This window comes from Nitrospirota bacterium, assembly GCA_016219645.1.
Lineage (GTDB): Bacteria > Nitrospirota > Nitrospiria > Nitrospirales > Nitrospiraceae > Palsa-1315.
In genome coordinates this window covers 180,798-199,475 of record JACRLR010000016.1, presented here as the reverse complement: position 1 = coordinate 199,475, position 18,678 = coordinate 180,798, and the positions used below count along the sequence as shown (strand labels likewise).

At 56.6% G+C, this 18,678-nt stretch carries 16 protein-coding genes; 8 read left to right on the top strand and 8 right to left on the bottom strand.

The window, feature by feature from the left end; all coding sequences use genetic code 11:
- Nucleotides 1-99 precede the first annotated feature (99 nt).
- The 8 genes from HZB34_05265 (at nt 100) to HZB34_05230 (ending at nt 12,184) form a co-directional block, all read left to right on the top strand.
- Nucleotides 100-2,451, top strand: a complete 2,352-nt coding sequence (locus HZB34_05265) for a CHAT domain-containing protein (GenBank protein MBI5315361.1) — start codon at nt 100-102, stop codon at nt 2,449-2,451.
- Nucleotides 2,452-2,796: 345 nt separating this feature from the next.
- Nucleotides 2,797-3,552: a DUF928 domain-containing protein gene (locus HZB34_05260; protein MBI5315360.1), complete on the top strand. Its 756-nt coding sequence runs from the start codon at nt 2,797-2,799 to the stop codon at nt 3,550-3,552.
- A gap of 511 nt (nt 3,553-4,063) precedes the next feature.
- Nucleotides 4,064-4,360 carry a hypothetical protein gene (locus HZB34_05255; GenBank protein MBI5315359.1) on the top strand — a complete coding sequence of 99 codons (297 nt, stop codon included), beginning with the start codon at nt 4,064-4,066 and terminating at the stop codon, nt 4,358-4,360.
- Between the two features lie 510 nt (nt 4,361-4,870).
- Nucleotides 4,871-5,314, top strand: coding sequence for a four helix bundle protein (locus HZB34_05250; GenBank protein MBI5315358.1), 444 nt, complete (start codon nt 4,871-4,873; stop codon nt 5,312-5,314).
- 8 nt (nt 5,315-5,322) lie between these two features.
- Nucleotides 5,323-7,254, top strand: a complete 1,932-nt coding sequence (locus HZB34_05245; protein ID MBI5315357.1) for a PAS domain S-box protein — start codon at nt 5,323-5,325, stop codon at nt 7,252-7,254.
- 109 nt (nt 7,255-7,363) lie between these two features.
- Nucleotides 7,364-8,308 carry an ABC transporter substrate-binding protein gene (locus HZB34_05240; protein MBI5315356.1) on the top strand — a complete coding sequence of 315 codons (945 nt, stop codon included), beginning with the start codon at nt 7,364-7,366 and terminating at the stop codon, nt 8,306-8,308.
- Entirely contained in the window at nt 8,295-10,625 is a 2,331-nt protein-coding gene (locus HZB34_05235) for a GAF domain-containing protein (protein ID MBI5315355.1), read from the top strand. Before HZB34_05240 ends, HZB34_05235 begins: the two co-directional genes overlap by 14 nt.
- Nucleotides 10,626-10,738: 113 nt before the next feature.
- Nucleotides 10,739-12,184: a sigma-54-dependent Fis family transcriptional regulator gene (locus HZB34_05230; GenBank protein MBI5315354.1), complete on the top strand. Its 1,446-nt coding sequence runs from the start codon at nt 10,739-10,741 to the stop codon at nt 12,182-12,184.
- 264 nt (nt 12,185-12,448) lie between these two features.
- Here HZB34_05230 and HZB34_05225 read toward each other — a convergent pair whose 3' ends face one another.
- The 8 genes from HZB34_05225 to cheD all read right to left on the bottom strand — a co-directional run bounded on the left by HZB34_05225 (nt 12,449) and on the right by cheD (nt 18,631).
- Nucleotides 12,449-12,766 (bottom strand): pentapeptide repeat-containing protein, encoded by a 318-nt coding sequence (locus tag HZB34_05225; protein ID MBI5315353.1) that lies wholly within the window; start codon nt 12,764-12,766, stop codon nt 12,449-12,451.
- A gap of 203 nt (nt 12,767-12,969) precedes the next feature.
- Nucleotides 12,970-13,881: an ATP-binding protein gene (locus tag HZB34_05220; protein ID MBI5315352.1), complete on the bottom strand. Its 912-nt coding sequence runs from the start codon at nt 13,879-13,881 to the stop codon at nt 12,970-12,972.
- Nucleotides 13,830-14,639, bottom strand: a complete 810-nt coding sequence (locus HZB34_05215; GenBank protein ID MBI5315351.1) for a response regulator — start codon at nt 14,637-14,639, stop codon at nt 13,830-13,832. The genes HZB34_05220 and HZB34_05215 overlap by 52 nt, the downstream gene beginning before the upstream one ends.
- Nucleotides 14,636-15,007 (bottom strand): Hpt domain-containing protein, encoded by a 372-nt coding sequence (locus tag HZB34_05210; GenBank protein MBI5315350.1) that lies wholly within the window; start codon nt 15,005-15,007, stop codon nt 14,636-14,638. The genes HZB34_05215 and HZB34_05210 overlap by 4 nt, the downstream gene beginning before the upstream one ends.
- The gene (locus HZB34_05205; protein MBI5315349.1) at nt 15,000-16,265 is read right to left on the bottom strand and encodes a SpoIIE family protein phosphatase; all 1,266 of its coding nucleotides are present in this window, start codon (nt 16,263-16,265) and stop codon (nt 15,000-15,002) included. The genes HZB34_05210 and HZB34_05205 overlap by 8 nt, the downstream gene beginning before the upstream one ends.
- A 107-nt stretch (nt 16,266-16,372) precedes the next feature.
- On the bottom strand, nt 16,373-16,711 hold the full coding sequence (locus HZB34_05200; GenBank protein ID MBI5315348.1) for an STAS domain-containing protein: 339 nt from the start codon (nt 16,709-16,711) through the stop codon (nt 16,373-16,375).
- A gap of 131 nt (nt 16,712-16,842) precedes the next feature.
- On the bottom strand, nt 16,843-17,910 hold the full coding sequence (locus HZB34_05195; protein ID MBI5315347.1) for a chemotaxis response regulator protein-glutamate methylesterase: 1,068 nt from the start codon (nt 17,908-17,910) through the stop codon (nt 16,843-16,845).
- Nucleotides 17,911-17,995: 85 nt separating this feature from the next.
- The gene (gene cheD, locus HZB34_05190; protein MBI5315346.1) at nt 17,996-18,631 is read right to left on the bottom strand and encodes a chemoreceptor glutamine deamidase CheD; all 636 of its coding nucleotides are present in this window, start codon (nt 18,629-18,631) and stop codon (nt 17,996-17,998) included.
- Between the last annotated feature and the right edge of the window lie 47 nt (nt 18,632-18,678).

Here is an 18,678-nt window from a genome sequence, read left to right as displayed (position 1 = left end):
GAACGATCAGCCCAGAGCCACAAAAGGACCTCCAATGGTGCGACTGAAATAAACAACCATTTCTGTTTCAACCGGACTACCCGTTGAACGAAACTCACCATGAACGAAATCAACCAAATAAACAAAACAAACCAAATGAACCAAATCAACCATCTGTTCAAGCTCGCTCTGTTCCTCATCCTTGCGACCTGTTTCCTGCTGCCCAAAGCATCCGGAACGGTCTCCGCAGGCGAACCTCCTCCGGACACCTTGATGCAACAGGGACTGCAGGCGTACCAACGAGGATCGTTCGATCAGGCGCTTGCCGCCTGGAAGCAGGCGGCAGACCTCTACGAGCGGGCCGGCAGGGCTGCAGAACAGAGCCAGGCCCTGGAACAGGCCGCGCAGGCGTCTGAATCACTGGGCCAGGTCAGTCAGGCCTTGCAACAGTTGGAGCTGGCGCTGACCCTGGCGCAACAGACAGGAGATCGCGCGCGGATCGCCGGCGTGATGGAGAGTCTCGGTCGTACCTACCTGGCAGCGCGCAAACCGGACGCCTCGGTGCAGTATCTGACCCAGGCCTTGGCTCTGGCACAAGCCGAAAAAGATCGACGCCTCATCGCGGCCATCTCCAACGACCTCGGCATCACCCACGTCGCCCGGCAGCAGAACGCGGATGCACTGAACGCCTTTGTGACCAGTGCGCAAGAGGCACAAGCGGACGGTGATCGCCCTCTGACTGTGCGAGCCTCCATCAACGCGGCCCGCATGGCGCTGAAACTGAATCAACCGGATAAGGCGCGCGACTGGCTGGACCACTCCTTTGATGCCCTGAATGATTTCGAGCCTTCGCACGACAAGGCGATGAATCTCATTCAGGTGGGGCTGGGCTACCAGCAACTCCGCGCCTCCATGCCGGCCATGAACGCACCATTGCTGCTGCGCGCGGCCGGAGTGCTGCTGGAAGCGACGACGGTGGCGGAGCGAATCGGCGACACAAGAACGCGCTCCTATGCCGAAGGCTACCTCGGTCACTTGTATGAAACTGAACATCGCTACGACGAATCGTTGCAACTGACGAGACGGGCGGTCTTCTCCGCCCAGTCGGCCAATGCCCCGGAGTCACTCTTCCGCTGGCAATGGCAACTGGGCCGTTTGCTGGCGGCAACAAGCAAACTGGACGAAGCCATCGCTTCCTACGGCCATGCCACCACAACCCTGCGGCCCATTCGCCTGGAAGTCACCTCCGCATGGGGGAACGACTCATTCGCCGGAGAAGATTCAGTCCGTACGCTCTTCTTTGAGCTGGCCGATCTGCTGCTCCACCGCGCGTCACTGACAGACGACTCGCAAGGGGCTGAACAGTATCTGCGCCTCGCACGTGACGCGATCGAGACCTACAAGGCAGCCGAGTTTCGGGATTACTTCCAGGACGACTGTGTAGATACACTCCAAGCGCGTATCACGAAGCTGGACACACTCGCCGCCGGAACGGCTGTGGTGTATCCCATCGTCTTTGCAGATCGGTTGGAACTGTTGGTCAGCTTCCCCAACGGACTGAAACGCCTGTCAATCCCCGTCTCATCAGCCACACTCACACAAGAAGTACGTGTCTTTCGCAAAACGGTCGAAAAGCGAACGACGCGCGAGTATCTTCCCCACGCCCAACAACTCTACGCCTGGTTGATCCGCCCGCTCGAACCGGACTTGGCCTCCTTCCAGATCCATACCCTGGTCTTTATCCCGGATGGTCCGCTCCGGACCGTGCCGATGGCTGCCCTTCATGACGGCAGGCAGTTCCTCATCGAGAAGTTTGCGGTGGCTACGACACCCGGTCTGAATCTCACCGACCCGAAGCCTATCGACCGCGAGAAGATCCGGCTCTTGTCGGGCGGGCTCACAAAAGCCGTTCAAGGATTTCCCTCCCTCCCCTTCGTCGAAGAAGAAGTCAATGCCATTCGCACGCTCTACCAGGGGGATCAACTCATGAATGCCGAATTTTCAACTCCGCGGCTTGAACAGAAATTACAAAACCAGCCCTATGGCATCCTGCACATTGCCACCCATGGCTGGTTTGCCTCAGACACAACGCAGTCCTATCTTTTGACCTATAACGGGAAACTCACCATCAATGAGCTGGACCATTTGATCGGACTGTTCCGGTACCGAAAAGATCCACTGGAACTCTTGACCCTCAGCGCGTGCCAGACCGGGACCGGCGACGACCGTTCGGCGCTCGGCCTGGCCGGTGTGGCCATCAAAGCCGGAGCACGGAGCGCGCTCGCGACACTCTGGTTCATCAACGATGAAGCATCGGCTGCCTTGGTCTCAGAATTTTATCGGGAACTACGAAATCCCAAACTGTCCAAGGCACAAGCATTGCAGCACGCACAGCAGAAGCTCTTGACAGATCGCGTCTATGAACATCCGGCATACTGGTCGCCGTTCTTGCTGCTGAACAATTGGCTCTAGCAGAATGTTGAAAAAGGAAGGAAAGGGTGGCCTGGTTGTCCTCCTGCTCGCGGAACGCGCACGCTCGGAAGGTGCTCGTTCGACGCGCGCAATCGAGGATCGACCAGGCCACCCTTTAGAGATAGTGTGAAAAACCGCTGCGACCTTGCTTGGGACAAGGCGCGTCTCGGCGCGCCGGGGTTGGGCGGGTGATAAGGTTGGCCTTTTGAACATCCTGCGGGAACCGCTGGACAGGCGCTGCCGAAGACGGTGGACCCAGTCCCTGCTGTTGGTATTCTCGTCGATGTGCTACAGTGCGCCTCACCATATTCTTTACTGGCCGATCAGCCGTAAGAGGAGGGCGCTATGCGAACCCTAACTGTCCCGCTGCTATCACTGATGATCGTGAGTATGGGATTGTTTGGTCCAAGCTCGACGCCTGCGGTCGCGGATCAGGCCGCCGTTGCGCAGGCTGGGCCCAAAGAAGATGCGCCACTTCCTCTCTACCAGCCTCCCAGGAAGCTGACTCCGCGTGCTCGTGTCGGCGGGGGATTGCGCGGGACGGACGGAAGCGATCCCGTGCTCGTGGCTCTGGTGCCGGACCATGTCGGGCTCACCGTCAAAAAGACTCCCGTTCTGAACTGGTTTCTCTCAAAACCGACGATCTACCCGCTGAAATTTACGCTTATCAATGTCGGATCGGTCACGCCGCTGCATGAAGGTCTGATTCCCACCCCGGCCCATGCAGGTATCCACTCCATCAATCTCAAAGATTGGGGCCTTGTACTGGAACCGGATGTGCAATATCGCTGGTTCATCTCCGCTGTCCGCGATCCGGACTCGCCGTCAAAGGATATTGTCGCCGGCGGCATGATTGAGCGCTGTGAGTTCAATGACTGCCTCGTCTTCAAGCCCATCCTGACCTGCGAGGACCGGCAGAGCGTGCTAGGGAATGCCGCGAACGGTTTCTGGTACGACGCCATGGCCTGTCTCTGTGAGTTGATCGACACGAACCCTTCAGACCAATCGCTTCGCAGACATCGAGCTGCATTGCTGAATCAAATCGGTCTTTCCGGGGTCGCCGAGTGGGACCTTCGTTCTATCCAAGCGCCCGCTAAGTAGCCCCGTCCTAGCCCTCGTTCTTTGGTTTGTTTAGTTTGTTTGGTTCCCATCAACCCTCTCTCGCCATGCCAGTCTCGCTTTTCCCGCTCGTCTCACCCATCCCGCTCGCCCTTAACTCAGAACTCAGAACCTCCCTCATCCAACTCACCACTTACTACTCACTACTTACCACTTCCCACTTCCCACTTCCCAAGGTAATCCAATTTGATTCAGTAGCGAATCGTTTTCGATTCACCACAATCGCTTTCCGCCCCCAATAGAAGCACGCACTCCGGTCCAATACTCAGGAAAACCTCCGACTATTACGAGGAGACATGCCCTTTCAGATGAGGCACGTGGCTTGCTAAGTATTCGATCAGTTCATGGATGCTGTCGCGAGGTGTTCGACCATTTTTCCAGCCGGCCTTTTCACGTTCGGCGCCTCCTCGACGGACTAAGAGTACGCCAGCGCCAGCCGTACTTGAGAGAAGCCCAGGCGGATGGTGGCCTCGAACGCCTCGCAACGGCATCCATGAAAAGATCGGGCGTGACATCCTTCGTGACGACCATCGCACCCATGATAATCGGCACGGGACTGCCAAGCCGGAACAATATGACGGATACGAAGCACAGGACGCTCATCGCGCCAGCCACCGGTTATAGCCTGCCAAAGGGACGTGGAGTCCACCAGGATGCAGAACGACCTTCCTGGCACACGAAACTGGTGGGGCGAGTTGATCTGGTCTATCTGATCTATCTCGCCTATCTGGTTGGCTGGTTCGTGTGGTTGATCTTGGTCTTCGAACCGCACTACCTCACAGGGTACTGAGGAATGTAGAATGAGAAATAAGGGGAAATTCTGAGTTCTAGGTTCTCAGAACTTCGCGCCCCGCTTTTCTCGCCCGTCCAGCCCAGGGGCTCATTTCTGATTCCTCATTCCACATTCAGCACCCTCCTTGCCTTCCAACTCAGCACGCAGAACCTCCCCCCATTCCCCATTCCCCATTCCTCATTCCTCATTCCTCATTTCCCCCTCAAGTACAGCTCTTGCACATTATCCGAGCGGCAATTGGAGGCCCCTCGTTCTCTAGGAGATCCCTATTGTGATAGATTGCCCTCACCTATCACGCCTCCCCTCAGATCTACAGGGCACCGGAGGAGCGCATGACACAACCCTCACGTCTCCCCAAATCCTCATTGCTAGACAGGCTGACGACCGAGGCTGTCGTTCAAGTCTTGGGTTGTGAGTGAGATGTAAAGGAATGAGGAATTTGGAATGAGGAATGGGGAATGAGCGATTCGGAGTGGATGGTCGCCACATTCTGAATGAGGGCACGACATGGGAAATGATTCGGCGAGACGCAATGTCGTTCAAGAAAAGAGCTTTGCCTTTGCGGTCGCCATCGTTAAGGCTGGCCGTCGACTCCAATTGAATCCCCAAGAATGGGTGCTGTCAAAACAGCTCATTCGCGCCGGCACATCTATCGGGGCAAACATTGAGGAGGCAATCGCTGCGCAAAGCAAGAAAGATTTTCTGGCAAAGATGTCCATCGCACTGAAAGAGGCACGCGAGACACATTATTGGCTCCGGGTTCTTCGGGACTCTGGACTGACGACTGAAATGGAGACGGAGGCACATCTACCCGCCTGTCAAGAACTGATCAGGCTCCTCAGCAGTATCACTATGACCACTCGAGAAAATCTTGAAACAACCGCGCAGGCCAGGCGTGTGAACCGTCAGCATTCCACATTCCACACTCCTCATTCCACATTGGGGACGTAGAGATTGCCTTGGCAGACGTCACACAAAAATACTCCATCCTTGTTGTGGAAGATAATCCTGACCTCGTCATGGGGTTACAGGATTTCCTCCAACATGACGGCTACAGCGTCACCGTTGCCGCTACCGTCGCCGGCGCCATGGAGCTCGTTCGCGCCCATCGCTTCAACGCGATCATCCTGGACTTGGGGCTGCCGGACGGCGACGGGCTCAAGGTCTTGAAAGAAGCCCAACGATTGGACCCCTCGCTCCCGGTCATCATCGTGACGGCCCATATCTCAGCGGATCGGACCGTGGGAGCGCTGGAAGAGGGGGCCTTTGCCTATCTGACGAAACCCTATGACCGGGAGGAACTTCGGCACATACTCCGTCGCGCCATCGGAGTCAAGGAACTGGCCGTGAAGGCCGAACGAACGGAATACCTCCTCAACGTAAGCGAAGAACGTTTCCGCTCGCTGGTTGAATCGGCCTCCGATGCCATCGTGGTCGCTGATCATCACGGCATTATCCTCTCCTGGAACCGGGCTGCATCCAGGCTCTTCGGCTACACCAATGAAGAAGCGATCGGCAAGCCCCTCACCATCCTCATGCCGGCACGCTACCGCCACGCTCACGAACAGGGCCTCGCCCGCATTGAGGCGACGGGAACGGGCCGCATAATGGGAGCCGTGTTGGAGTTGCATGGGCTGAAGAAAGATGGAACTGAATTTCCCATCGAACTCACATTGGCCACATGGAGTTCAGCCGCCGGTAACTTCTACAGCGGCATCATTCGAGATATTTCGGTCCGAAGGAAGACCGAAGACGCACTCCGTCGCAGCGAGCAACTTCTGAGGAACGTGGCGGACAACACCACGGCGGTGATTTACGTCAAAGACACGGATGGCCGGTATCTCTTCGTCAATCACAGGTTTGAACAGATCTTCGACCTGCCTGCCGATCAGATTGTGGGCCATACAGATCACGAGATCTTCCCCCGGGAGGCCGCAGATGCCTTTCGGGCGAATGACGTGATCGTCATCGAACAGATTCGTGCGGTGGAATATGAAGAAGTGGCGCCCCATACGGACGGGCCTCATACCTATATCTCGATCAAATTCCCGCTGTGCGATCCCACAGGCAAACCCTATGCGACCTGCGGTATTTCCACTGACATCACTGAGCGCAAGCAGACGGAGGAGGCGCTTCGCCAAAGTGAAGAACGGTTCAGAACCATGTTCACGCAAGCACCTATCGGTATGGCGCTTATCGATTCGCTGACGGGACACATCTATGAAACCAATGCTAAGTTTGCTCAAATTGCAGGTAGGACGACGGAGGAAATGGCCAGTCTCGACTGGATGAGCATTACCCACCCGGACGATGTGCAAGCGGATTTGAATAACATGGCCCGGCTGAATGCCAATGAAATAGCCGGATTCCAGATGGAGAAACGCTATGTCCGTCCCCATGGCACGATTGCGTGGATCAACCTGACGGTGGCTCCTATCCAAGTTAAAGAGCACGCTGGCCCACGCCACCTCGCGATGATTGAGGACATCACCGAACGCAAAGCCATCGAACAGACCCTCCGCACGCATGAGGAGCACCTCCGCCTTGCCCTGGCCTCAACTGAAATGGGCACATGGAATTGGAACCTCCGGACCGGTCAAGTCCATTGGTCCTCGCAGGTCGACCGGTTCCTCGGCCTCGCGGACAGGGGATCGCCTCACACCCAAGACGAATGGCTGGCACTCGTGTATCGGGAGGATCGGGAGTCGCTGGCGCGTGTCATGCGACAGGCGATGGATCCACCGGACTCCAACGTGGTATTTGAACACCGTGTCCTCAAACAGAACGGCAGCTTCCAGTGGTGTATCTGGGCTGGTGAGATCATTCGAGACTGCGATGGAAAGGCCTTGCAGATATTGGGAACGGTACGCGCAACAGACCATGGCGCGTGACGCGTCATTTGTCTCTCAGGTCTGTCTGGTCTATTCGGTCTGTCTCGTCATGGCCCCGGACCAGATAGACCAGACAGACCAAATGAACCAGATAGACTAAATAGACCAGATGAACACGATTGATGACATAGGCCGGCTCTCTCGCATAATGGTGGGACTCGTCTGGCTGCTCGCCCTCTGTACCCTGCCTGTGACGGAATCTGCGGCGGTGGACATTGCTATCTTACAATCTTCTGACATTGCGGCATATCGCGAGGCCATTGCGGGCTTGAAGGCCACTGGCCCGATTGGAGCGATCTATACCGAATATGATGCGCAAGGCAATCTGGAACTCGGGAAACAACTTGCGCGCAAGGCGCAGGAATCAAATGCGTCACTGGTCGTGGCCGTGGGACTCAAAGCCGCCTTGGCGGCACAAAATGAAATTGTGGATGTCCCGATCGTCTACATGATGGTTCTTGATCCGTTGAAACATCAGCTGAGAGCCGCCAACATGACCGGTACGATCCTGGAGGTCCCCCTGGACAGACAGCTGAAGATCATGCGGAAGTTCCTACCGGCCCTCCACCGCCTCGGGACTCTCTACGATCCCGCCAAGACCTCCTCCCAGGTGAAGGACGCCAAAAGGCAGGCCGCCAACTCACAGTTCCAATTCAAGGAGCTTCCCGTCGAGAGTGAAAAGGACGTGCCCCAGCAACTGCGAGCATTGCTCCAGGATGTTGAAGCCCTCTGGCTCATGCCGGATTCCACGGTCTTGACGAACGAGTCTATAGGATTCATCCTTGAATCAGCGCTCGCACAACAGATACCGGTAGTCGGGTTCTCGCCGGAATTCACACGCCTGGGAGCGCTGCTCAGCATATCCGTCAACTATGGTGATATCGGTCGGGAAACCGGGCTGCTCGCGAAGCGCGTTCTCGATGGGGAAAAACTGAGGCCGCTCACCCCTCTGCCGGTCGAGCGACTCAAGATCACCGTCAATCTCAAGACCGCGAGGTTTCTCGGCATCACGTTTCCGAGTGAGCTGACGAGTCTCATCGATGAAACGTATTAATGAGGACAGGCCATTGAATCCTTCTTATCCGTCGGATACACCTGTGGCTTCCATCCCATTGCGCTCGAAGGGGTTCGTCAGCCTGCGAACGAAACTCGTGTCATTGTTCAGCCTCATTCTCATCGTCGCCTGTGTAAGCTTGAGCTGGTACTTCATCGAAATTCGGCGCGCGGCCATGACCACCAATCTCCAGCAGCTGGGTGCGATTCTCCTCACGAGCGTGGCGCACAACGAGCACTTCCAATATGCAGGCCTCGTGGGCGAAGATCGCGTGACGCTCCAGCAATTCATTGACAGCCTCATGGCCGTCGAGGAGGTGGTCTATGTGGTCGTTACGGGCGTGGACGGCAACGTGCTGGTCCGGCACACGAAAGGAACAGGCCAAACCTCTGCCAGTCTTGTGCGAGCCGTGGACCAGCCTCTATACCCGGACAGTCAGATTGCACAAACCCTCTTTAAATCGCCAAGCAACACTCCTCTCATGACACACCTCCCCATTTCAAATATAGACGCCGACCAGTTCGCGTGGGGGGAAACTGTGTACGACTTTGCCATCGCAGTACAGCGACCGGCAAAAGGAGCGACCCCGTTTCCCCCATTCTCTTCTCACATGGATGAAGTAAGCAGCGGGTCACCACCGACACAGGCGACAATCGTGTCCGGTGTCGTCCAAATAGGATTGAGCGACGCACGGGTGAAACACGAACTCAGAACGATGGTCTGGAAAGTTCTCCTCATCACCACCTTCATCATCGTCGCAGGCGCACTCAGCGTCTTTCTGCTCGGCCTCCGTATCACACAACCCCTGAAACGTTTGTGCGACGTGGCTAGCCAAGTGGCCGAGGGTTACTCGCCTGTGCCCCTCATGTCTTCCAGCCACGACGAAATCGGCCAGCTCACGAACGCATTCAACCTCATGGCCCGGTCCATCCAGGAAAGGAATAGCGCTATTACCGCAAACCTGGTCACCATCAAACACCAGGTCAATCAATTGACGACGCTCCATCAAGTCAGTGCAGCCATCGTCGGGACGCTGGACCGGAGCCAGCTCCTCGAAACCATCCTGCAACTCCTAACCTCCAATCTGGGCTTTACACGGATGGTTTTGACGTTGCGGCGTCAAGAACGAAACACGGCCTATGTGGCCAAAATCGCCGGGGTTTCACCTGACATTGTGGAAGCAACCCGGCTCCTTGATATACCGATCCAGGACGATGGCAGCCTCCAAGCCGACCTGCTGATTCATGGCGACCCCTTGTTCATCCGGGACCTCGAGGCCGTGGCAAACCGTATGTCACCACCTGTGCTGCACCTGGCTCGCCTCAGCGGGGTCACCTCCTTCGTCGCGGTGCCGCTCAAGAGCCACAACCAGATCCTCGGATACCTCGCCGCAGACCGGGGTCCAGAACCCTGCAGGGAAGAGGACCTCCATATGCTTTGGACGATTACCAGCCATGTCGCAGCAGCCATCGACAATGCCAGGGCCTATGCTCACCTCGAAGAACTCACCCAAAACCTGGAACAGAGAATTGCGGAACGCACGCAGGAATTGTCCGTCGCCAACGAACGGCTCCAGGAACATGACCGGCAACGATCGCTGTTCTTCTCAGTCGCGTCGCATGAATTGCGCACCCCCATGACCGTAATCCGTAGCTTCGCAGACAATATGCGCGACGGAGTGGCGGGGCCGATGAACGAACAACAGCTGACCTACCTCACCCGCATCGGACATAATATCAATCGCCTCACCAGAATCATCAATCAATTGCTCGACTGGTCCCGCCTTGGCTCTCAACAAGACATGCCCCGGCTTACACCGGTATCCGTCGAAACCACCGCTCTCCTTGTCGCCGACAGCTTGCAGACCGTCGCAGCTGAAAAATCGATCACCCTCGAGATCGCCCATGCAAATGGGCTTCCAGCGGTCCAGGCTGACCACGACAAACTGGAGCAGATTTTCTGGAATCTCATCGGTAATGCGATCAAGTTTACACCGCCGGGCGGCCGGATCACCGTCGAGTTTCAGGAAACCCCCGAGGGCTTCGTCCGAATCTCTGTCGCCGACACCGGCTGTGGGATTGACCCTGGTCACATCGCAAAACTCTTCCGCGAGTTCTCGAGAGTGCCGTCTGCGAACCCCTCCGCCCAGGGGGCTCAGCTTGGCTTGTTCATTACCAAGAGCCTGGTGATCATGCACAAGGGGGCCATCTGGGTAGACAGCACGCCCGGAGCCGGCACACGCTTTTATTTCACGGTCCCTGTTTGCAGTCAGGCTGATAGGCTGAAGGCCGAAGGTGCGAAGGCCGAAGGCTCTTAAAGGTATTAAATTGCTTGCTTTGTGTCTTGCGAGATACTTATAACTTTCAATCTTTAACCTGAGGATCTGGCTAATAACCTTCAGCCTTCAGTCTAAACACCTGTACAAAGACCATGCGCGCAAAAATTCTCATCGTCGACGACGACCGCGATATTCTTCTCGGGCTTGAGAATCGCATCGAGTGGATGGGGCACGAGCATGTCACGGCCGACAACGGGAAGGATGCCCTGCGTCTGATCGAGCAGGGAGACTTTGATCTCGTGCTCCTGGATTTGGAACTACCGGGGCTGTCCGGTCTGGAGATCCTGGAACGGGTCAGAGGCGCCTCTCACAGCGAACAACACATCGAAGCGGACAGCGGCACAACCCCCTCTACACCGCTCATCATCATCCTGACCGCATTCGGCACCATCGAGCGCGCCGTTCAGGCGATGCAGCTTGGCGCCTATGATTTCATCACGAAACCGTTCAGCGCCGACCACCTGACCGTCGTGATCAACAGGGCACTGGCTACCGTAGCCCTGCATCGTCAAGTCAACGTCCTCCGTCAAGAAGGCGAGAACCGGTATGGTCACCTTGTCGGAGCCAATGACAAAATAGCTGCGCAACTGAAGGTCGCCAAACAAGCAGCGCCGTCCGACGTAACCGTTTTGCTACTCGGTGAAACCGGTACGGGGAAAGAAGTCGTGGCCCGCACCATTCATCGATGGAGCCCACGCAGCGCGAAACCCTTTGTCGCGGTCAATTGTGTGGCGCTGCCTGAGAATCTTCTCGAGAACGAACTGTTCGGTCATGAGAAGGGATCCTTCACGGGCGCGGTCAAACGGGAGCCGGGCAAGATTGAGGTGGCGGAAAGCGGAACAGTGTTTCTGGATGAAATCGGGGACATGCCGCTCCCCTTACAAAGCCGCCTGCTGCGAGTCCTTCAAGATCAGAGCTTCTACCGTATCGGTGGAACTCAGCCCGTTCTCACCAATGTGCGTTTCATCGCGGCCACCAACAAAGACATCAGGCGCGCGATCCAGCAGGGCACGTTTCGCGAGGATCTGTACTACCGACTCGCGGTGATCACCGTCACGCTCCCGCCTCTGCGTGAACGGATGGACGATATCCCTGCGCTCGCGCAACATATTCTCACACGCGCGATCGGAGTCGTGACCCATCGCCCCTGCGCACTGAGTGAGGGCGCCCTACGGGTATTGCAACAGTATCAGTGGCCCGGCAATATCCGCGAACTGGAAAATGTGCTGACGCGCGCACTCATCCTATGTCCCAAGGAGACAATTGAACCGGAATACCTGTATCTCGGAAATGTACCATCTCCCTCGGCGACCGAGGCCGAGTCAGGCTCCCCCCCCCGTCACTACCATGAAAGCATGGAAGCGCACAGTCGGCAGGTCCTCGAAGAGGCGTTGCGAAGAAATGACTGGAATCAAACACGCGCAGCTGAAGAACTTGGCCTTCAACGGACCTACCTCACAAAACTCCTCCGCCAGAAAGACATCTCCGGCAGGCAGCCCAAAGACTCCTCCTCGTCTTCTGAAGAAGATGGGCTCTGAGTCTCTTCGGTCTATTTAGTCTATCTGGCCTATTCGGTCTGTCTGGTCGGAAGAACTGGACAACCGAAGACACCAGAGAGACCAGATAGACTAGAACCTATCTCAAAATCGACAGAGCAGTTTCGCTTTATGAGTATCCGCCATGAGCAACCTGCAGAATCCTTGGAAATATGCCGTCACTACACTGGAGTTCGCATGCGTGAACGCTCGGCGGGCTACCATTTTCAATTTTGAGATAGGTTCTAGACAGACAAGATAGACCGGCTATTTATCAGAGCTGTACCGCATGCGGCTGCCGTGGAGCAGAGATAATTCGATCTCACTGGCGGACAGTTCAGCGGGGAAGTAGGCGCCGGAAATTTTTGCACCATTGATGCTGGCGCCTTCAAGCCGCGCATTGCGAAAATCGACGCTGCGCAGGTCCGATTGGCGAAAGTAGGAGTCGCTGAGATCCAACCCGTCGGCATTCAACCCCCGTAGATCAAGCCCCCGCAAATCGCATCCTCGCAAGTCGGCCTTCTCGCCTGCCGCCTTCTTCGCATTGAATTCCACGATGCAACCTTCGCGCAGCAAGAGATACATCGGGTCGTTGGGAATTCGCAGCTTGGAGCGGGTGGGGTTTGCAGTGTCCATAGAACCTCCGTATGTAGAATGCTCAATGGTAGATGGTTAATGCTATGAAATCATCAGGTCCAGCCCCAATCCGACCATTGGCCATCCATCATTGACCATTGACCATTTCCCATACCCCTATTACCCATTGACCATTCCCCTGGTATCCAGCCTCACGCCAGTGACACCGTGAGGATGACCTCGTTTCCCTTGTCGTTGTACGAAATGTCAGGAAAGAATGAGTGCGCAAGAAAAATGCCCCGCCCGCTGACATCACCCGAGGGGCAGACATCATGACGAGAGGCCACTCGCGTCTTCCAATTGAACCCCTTCCCTTCGTCGGCAATCCGGTAGGTCAATACCCGTCGTTGCTTGTCGTAAATGGCGCGGATCGTCACGCGGCGGTCACGGAAACGACTCTCTTGTCTGCGTTGCCGGATCAGATCATCATATTGATCTTTTGCCATGGCCTCGATCTTGTCATGATAGCGGAGTTCGAGGCAGCCATGCTCGACCGCATTCATCACGAGTTCTTGCAACGCGGCCCGAAGATGGAGCTGGCGAGCCTCCATCAGCCCCATGGCCGTCCCTTGAACGAGCCAGGTTACCGTACTCTCGACGTACCCAGGGTCCGGACCCATGACGAGCACATACTCCAAACGTTCGACGCCCGGCGCGTCGTCCACGGAAGCAGGCAGTGAATGGATCGCCCGATTCAGCACTTGCGCAAATGCGTCCTGATGAATCGGCTGCTCCACATAATCCAAGGCGCCGGCTCGTAACCCTGCGATCGTCGATTCGGCCTGCCCCGCATCGATGAGAAGCAGTACCGGGCAGGTCGGGCGGCGTTCGTGAATCTGCTTCACCAGCATGACCCCGTCCTGCTCGGGCAAAAAGAGGTCCGTAATGACGATATCGGGCTTCGTCATGTCGAAGGTCGACAGTCCGAGCGCCGCGCTCGAAGCGGAAATCACCGAATGCCCCTGCGCCCTCGCATGTTCCAGGATGACGGTCTGGGTATCGGCATTGTCCGCTACGACGAGCAGGGTACGTGCCTGTATATGCGAACCAGTTTTAGCCACCATGACGGCAGTCCTCCAGCGATCAATTCCCGAAGCGCATCATGCACTTCGGCCAAGCATGCCTCGACATCCCCACAGACCGATGAGGCCTCGGCAAAATTTCCCTGCCGCCCCAATTCTTCCAGCCGCTTCGCGCTTTCGGAGAGACGCGGTGAGCAGATGGCCTTCGCGGACACCTTCAGCCTATGCGCAGCCGCCGCTAAATCTTCGCTGTCCTGCCGCCCCAGCGCCTCGCGAGCCGCCGTAGTATCTTTCAGGCTTGCTTCTAGAAAGAGTCTGCCCGAAGCGTAGAACAGATCCTGATCGTCGCCCACGAGGCTCAACGCTTCACACAGGTCCAATACCACAGTCTCATCCACGGTGGAGGCCGGCAGCGAATGGATCGCCCGACTCAGCGCTTGTGCAAATGCGTCTTGACGAATCGGCTGCTCCACATAATCCAAAGCGCCGGCTCGCAACCCCTCCTGCGTAGATGCGGCATGGCCGGCGTCGGTCAGGAGCAGGATGGGGCAGCTGGGACGGCGTTCACGAATCTGCTTCACCAGCATAATGCCTTCATGATCGGGCAAAAAGAGATCGGTGATCACAATGTCGACCTTCGATATATCGAAGGTCGATAACCCGAGCGCCGGGTTTGAAGCGGAAATCACCGAATGCCCCTGCGCCTCCGCATATTCCAGTATCACGTTCTTGGTATCGGCCTTGTCGGCCACGACCAACAATGTTCGTGCCTCTCTGTCCAATCCCTTTGTTTGACTCATGAGGGAAATCCTCCGGTGATCAATTCCCGAAGCGCGGCATGCACTTCGGCCAGATGTGTCTCGACATCCGCGCAAACCGATGAGGCTTCGGCCAACTCTCCCTGCCGCCCCAATTCTTCCAACCGTTTCGCGCTCTCGAACAGGCGCGGCGCGCAGAGCTCCACCACTGACCCCTTCAGCTTATGAGCCGCCGCCGCCAAACCAGCTCCATCCTGTCGCTCGAGTGCCGCACGAGCTGCACCAGCCTCCTTTGGGCTCTCATCCAAAAAAATCTGGGCCAGGGTGAGGAAAAGGTCCTGATCGCCATCGACTCGGTTCAAGGCCTCTGGAAGATTCAGCGCCATCGTATGATCCATCGTCTTATCCATTGACCGTCCCTTCCGGGCCACCGGTGAGCTCAAGCCCGACAATCGCGGCGTCGTCTGGAAACTGTTGCGCTTGCTGCCATGCACGTGCTCCGGAAAAGCATGCTGTGATCGTCGCGGACAGAGATGCCCGCTTTTCTCGCTCGATTACATCTTGGAAACGCTCGCGCCCCCACAGTTCCCCGCTTGGGGAGAGGACTTCGTAAATGCCATCGCTCAACAAGAACAGCCGATGGCCAGGCTCCAAATCGACATGCTCGCATGCAAACTGCGCGGAGAGATCGAAACCAAGGGGAAATGAGGAACGCGTGAGCCATTGAGGAGCGCGCTGAGACGAGCCAACCAAGGCGCCGGAATGGCCGGCAGAAGCATATGACAGGCGACCTGTCGGCAGGTGCAGCTGTCCCACCCACAGGGTGAAATATTCTCCCTCGGCGCTCAAGGGAAACCGTCGGTTGGCCTCGCTCAACACCTTCTCAGGATCATACGACCCTAACAGCTCAACAATGTGTTCCGCCCGCAGAAACGTCATCAGCGAGGCCGAACGCAGGGCGGCGGCCACCCCGTGCCCCGAAGCATCAAGAATATAGAGGCCAAGATGGTCCGCATCGACCGCCATCACCCCGAAGAGATCGCCTCCCAACATCAAGGACGGCTGATACTCCCACGCCAGTTCAAGGCCCTGGGCGAGGCTCCCTTGAGGAGGAAGGACCGATCGAACGAACGCCGCTGCCGATTGAAGGTCGGCCTCCGTTTCCGCCTGCTTCTCCTGCAACAGCTGAAGCGACAATTCCAGTTCCTTGCCGGTCGTTTCGAGTTCCCGCACAAGCCGGCTCGTGCGCAGACCGGCCAACACACGCGCGATAATTTCCTGTTTGCTGGCCGATTTGCTCAGAAAGTCGTCGGCCCCTCGTGCCAACCCCTCGGCAATCTGCGCCGGCTGATCGTGAGCTGTCATGAGAAGAAGCTGGCTGGCTTTCAGCAAGGGGTCACGGCGCACCGTCTCACAGAAGGTCGGCCCATCCATCTCCGGCATCATCCAATCGACGATATAGAGATCCGGACATTCGCGCCGAGCCACGTCCAGCGCCACCAGCCCGTTCTCCGCCTCAAGGACTCGATGCCCCAGTTTCCTCAGCCGCGCAGCCATACTCGTCCTGGCAACCAGTTCATCTTCTACAAGCAGGATCGTGGCGGCGGCCTCTGGTTGCGCAGAGGAATCGCCAGCGTGCCCGATGCGTTGCATAGCCTGTGAATTCATCACCCTCCGTTTCTCTTCTGAAGGTTGAGGTTAAGGTTGAAAAGATCGGACTCTTTCCCCTCAGCCTTAACCTAAACCTTGACCTTAACCTTCCGGCGATTGGCTAGCTAGGCCGCGCGCGCAGTGATCACCGCATCCTCGCTCTCGTAGATGGGAATCATCTTCGGAATATTGGCGAGACTCATAATCTCCCGCACGTACAGTTGCGGCTTCAGCACACTGAGCTGAGCCTGGATCAGTTTTAAATTCTGTGAAACAAGCACGAGCAGCCCGAGTCCTGCGCTATCCACGAATCGCACCTTTTCCAAATTCACTATGAGATGCCGACAGCCCGCATTTTTCGCCTTCTCGACAGCCCCCTTAAAGACACCTCGATTGGCATAGGTCAGGTCTCCCACCACGTCCAAGATTATCCCTTGTGGCACGACACGTTCGTTGATTTGCATGTGATCATCCTTTCTTGTTTGGTCTATTTGGTTTGTTTGGTTCATTTGGTTTATTTTGGTGTTCTCGTTGGTTAATTGAATTAGTCCAACCGGATGAACCAAATAAACCAAACAAACCTCTTCCTGGTCTTCTACCCCTTGCTGACACAGGCCACGATTGCCGCGGGAATCTCCGCCAGCGGCAAGACCTTATCGACCCCGCCGAGCTTGATCGCCTCCTTCGGCATACCGAACACCACGCAACTGGCTTCGTCCTGGGCAATCGTGTAGGCTCCGGCCTGTTTCATCGCCAGCATTCCCTTCGCACCGTCGCCGCCCATTCCCGTGAGGATCACACCGATGGCGTTGGCTCCGGCATACTGCGCCACAGAATCGAACAGCACGTCGACGGACGGTCGATGACGATTCACGGGAGGATCCTGATTGATAGAGACGCTATATCTGGCTCCGCTGCGTACGAGCGTCATGTGATAACCGCCCGGCGCGACCAGGGCATGGCCCGGCAGGACACTGTCGCCATCCTGAGCTTCCTTGACGGAGATGCGGCAGAGACTATTCATTCGATCAGCCCAGGTTTTCGTAAATCGCTCCGGCATATGTTGGGTAATCACAATCGGAGGGGTATTCGGGGGCAAGGCCATCAGCACATCCTTCACCGCCTCCGTGCCTCCTGTGGAGGAGCCGAAGGCGATAACTCGATCCGTCGTCTTAATCATGGCGCCTCCGGACGTAAGGGGTAAGGGGTAAGGGGTAAGGGGTTTCGTCTCACACCTGACGCCTGACGCCTGACGTTTCACGTTTGCTATAGCGGCGGCCTTGACCTTGCTGATCAGATCTTGCGCGATCTCTTCCATGCCCTCACGGAGATCGATCTTCGGCTTGGTAATAAAATCTACGGCGCCGAGCTCCAACGCCCGCAAAGTAGTCTGGCAACCGGCTTCCGTGAGTGAACTCACCATGACCACCGGCATCGGATGCCCCCGCATCAGCTTCTCCAGAAATGTCAGTCCGTCCATCTTCGGCATTTCGACGTCGAGAGTGATCACATCCGGGTTCAGCGCTTTGATTTTTTCACGAGCGATGAAGGGATCGGGCGCCGATCCAATGACTTCGATATCGGAATCTTTCGACAGAAGACTGGCCAGCACCTGCCGCATCAGCGCCGAATCATCAACGGTCAATACGCGAATCTTGGCCATACGCTCTCCGTCATCAAGTCATCAAGTCCGAAAGTCATAAAGTCTGCCGACTTGCCACTTACAACTTCCTACTCACCACTCACCCCTAAAAGACCGTCACATCCTCTTCTGCCTGCTGATCCACATGCTTAATCTTCGCCGCGTACTCCAGCTCACGTTCGAAGATCGTCCGGTTCTTGATCTGTTCGATTTTTTTCATCAACACGCGGCCCGATTCTGTGAAGTAATAGATCTTACGGGGGCACACGTCGCCGAGATCGCGACCGACCACTGAAAGTCCTTCGGTTTTGACATAGTTCAGCACCCACTCGCTGTTTCGGGCGCCGACATCTATCTGTCCACCGTAAATCTTGCCGGCCCCGAACAGTTTGAGTTCGAGCCGGCTCTTGAGCCCGCCTTGCTTCAAGATTTCGTTGATCAGCGACTCCATGGCGTAGGACCCATAGCGGGTCGATTCTCCCCAGGAGTCGTGGGCCTTTTCTTTCGGTTCCGGCAGCATAAAATGGTTCATGCCCCCGACTCCTGCCACCGGGTCACGAATACAGGCTGAGATGCAGGACCCCAATACCGTGTAGACGATCATCGGATCGCGGCTCACAAAAAACTCTCCCGGCAGAATGGATGCGATCTCGTGCGGAAAGCGATCGTCCCGCATGCGACGGATGTGAGCAAAATCGTCGCGTGAGGCGTCAGGCGTCAGGCGTAAAGGGATGGTAGTCATGATTTGCGATGCTTCCTCTCCGATTTTGTCGCCTTACGCCTTAGGTC

Bases quoted from the DNA above. Each gene is read 5' to 3' on its own strand.
- HZB34_05240 (MBI5315356.1), top strand. From the start codon at position 7,364: ATGAACACGATTGATGACATAGGCCGGCTCTCTCGCATAATGGTGGGA.
- cheD (MBI5315346.1), bottom strand. From the start codon at position 18,631: ATGACTACCATCCCTTTACGCCTGACGCCTGACGCCTCACGCGACGAT.
- HZB34_05225 (MBI5315353.1), bottom strand. From the start codon at position 12,766: ATGTATCTCTTGCTGCGCGAAGGTTGCATCGTGGAATTCAATGCGAAG.
- HZB34_05230 (MBI5315354.1), top strand. From the start codon at position 10,739: ATGCGCGCAAAAATTCTCATCGTCGACGACGACCGCGATATTCTTCTC.
- HZB34_05210 (MBI5315350.1), bottom strand. From the start codon at position 15,007: ATGGATAAGACGATGGATCATACGATGGCGCTGAATCTTCCAGAGGCC.
- HZB34_05195 (MBI5315347.1), bottom strand. From the start codon at position 17,910: ATGGCCAAGATTCGCGTATTGACCGTTGATGATTCGGCGCTGATGCGG.
- HZB34_05255 (MBI5315359.1), top strand. From the start codon at position 4,064: ATGAAAAGATCGGGCGTGACATCCTTCGTGACGACCATCGCACCCATG.
- HZB34_05205 (MBI5315349.1), bottom strand. From the start codon at position 16,265: ATGAATTCACAGGCTATGCAACGCATCGGGCACGCTGGCGATTCCTCT.
- HZB34_05235 (MBI5315355.1), top strand. From the start codon at position 8,295: ATGAAACGTATTAATGAGGACAGGCCATTGAATCCTTCTTATCCGTCG.
- HZB34_05250 (MBI5315358.1), top strand. From the start codon at position 4,871: ATGGGAAATGATTCGGCGAGACGCAATGTCGTTCAAGAAAAGAGCTTT.
- HZB34_05260 (MBI5315360.1), top strand. From the start codon at position 2,797: ATGCGAACCCTAACTGTCCCGCTGCTATCACTGATGATCGTGAGTATG.
- HZB34_05200 (MBI5315348.1), bottom strand. From the start codon at position 16,711: ATGCAAATCAACGAACGTGTCGTGCCACAAGGGATAATCTTGGACGTG.
- HZB34_05215 (MBI5315351.1), bottom strand. From the start codon at position 14,639: ATGAGTCAAACAAAGGGATTGGACAGAGAGGCACGAACATTGTTGGTC.
- HZB34_05265 (MBI5315361.1), top strand. From the start codon at position 100: ATGAACGAAATCAACCAAATAAACAAAACAAACCAAATGAACCAAATC.
- HZB34_05220 (MBI5315352.1), bottom strand. From the start codon at position 13,881: ATGGTGGCTAAAACTGGTTCGCATATACAGGCACGTACCCTGCTCGTC.